The following is a 271-nucleotide window of genomic DNA, read 5'->3' as shown; positions in this document are numbered from 1 at the left end:
GCCGGTGACGCCCACGACCAGCACACGGCTGGCCCCCAGGTTCAGGGCCGGGCTGATGGGCGCCGACTTGCGCACCGCCCCATCGCCGAAATACTCCTGGTCGAGCTTCACCGGCGCGAACAGCAAGGGGATCGCCGAACTGGCCAGCAAGTGATCCACCGTCAGATGGGTGGGAATGCCGATCCGTCGATGCCGCAGCCAGGGATCGATCACCCCGCCCCCTTGATAGAAGGTCACCGCCTGGCCGGATTCGTAGCCGAACGCGGTTACC

At 66.8% G+C, this 271-nt stretch carries 1 protein-coding gene; it reads right to left on the bottom strand.

What is annotated here, in order from left to right; genetic code table 11:
* Positions 1-271: patatin-like phospholipase family protein (locus tag SB725_RS31335; protein ID WP_410923308.1), on the bottom strand; the 271-nt coding region annotated here is incomplete at both ends.

It is taken from the genome of Pseudomonas sp. SIMBA_041 (assembly GCF_046535095.1).
In the GTDB taxonomy this organism is placed as follows: Bacteria; Pseudomonadota; Gammaproteobacteria; order Pseudomonadales; family Pseudomonadaceae; genus Aquipseudomonas; species Aquipseudomonas mucoides.
Note: the sequence above shows the minus strand (reverse complement) of the source record. Positions and strands in the feature narration are given on the sequence as shown.